This is a genomic window from Collinsella sp. TM05-38, assembly GCF_003466445.1.
Taxonomy (GTDB): domain Bacteria; phylum Actinomycetota; class Coriobacteriia; order Coriobacteriales; family Coriobacteriaceae; genus Collinsella.
Genome location: NZ_QSPM01000022.1, coordinates 2892 through 3436 on the forward strand (window position 1 = coordinate 2892; position 545 = coordinate 3436).

1 rRNA gene (only partly in view) is annotated in these 545 nt (G+C 65.5%); it reads left to right on the forward strand.

The window, feature by feature from the left end:
- A 23S ribosomal RNA gene (locus tag DXD49_RS09815) occupies positions 1 to 545 on the forward strand (it extends past both window edges: 308 nt to the left, 2441 nt to the right).

Sequence of the window (545 nt, forward strand, 5' to 3'; positions counted from 1 at the left end):
CCACAGCAGTGTGGATATCCCGACCCCGAACACATAGGGGCCGGGAGGACAACCCGGGGAACTGAAACATCTAAGTACCCGGAGGAGAGGAAATCAATCTCGAGACTCCCCGAGTAGCGGCGAGCGAAAGGGGACCGATGGCCAAACCGTCGAGCGGGGATACCCGGCAGGGGTTCCGCCGGCGGGGTTGCAGGGCCGCGCATCCGGGGGCTGCCGCCCCCGGGCGCAGGTCCGGCTGGGGAGCGGAACGGCATGGGAGGGCCGGCCGCAGCGGGTGACAGCCCCGTACGCGAACCCAGACCGGACGGCGCGACGCGGTCCCTGAGTAGGGCCGGGCACGTGAAACCCGGTCCGAACCTGGGTGGACCACCATCCAAGCCTGAGTACTACCCTGTGACCGATAGCGCACCAGTACCGTGAGGGAAAGGTGAAAAGCACCCCGGGAGGGGAGTGAAACAGTACCTGAAACCGTGCGCCCACGAGCAGTCGGAGCAACTTTTAGTTGTGACGGCGTGCCTTTTGTAGAATGAGCCAGCGAGTCGCTG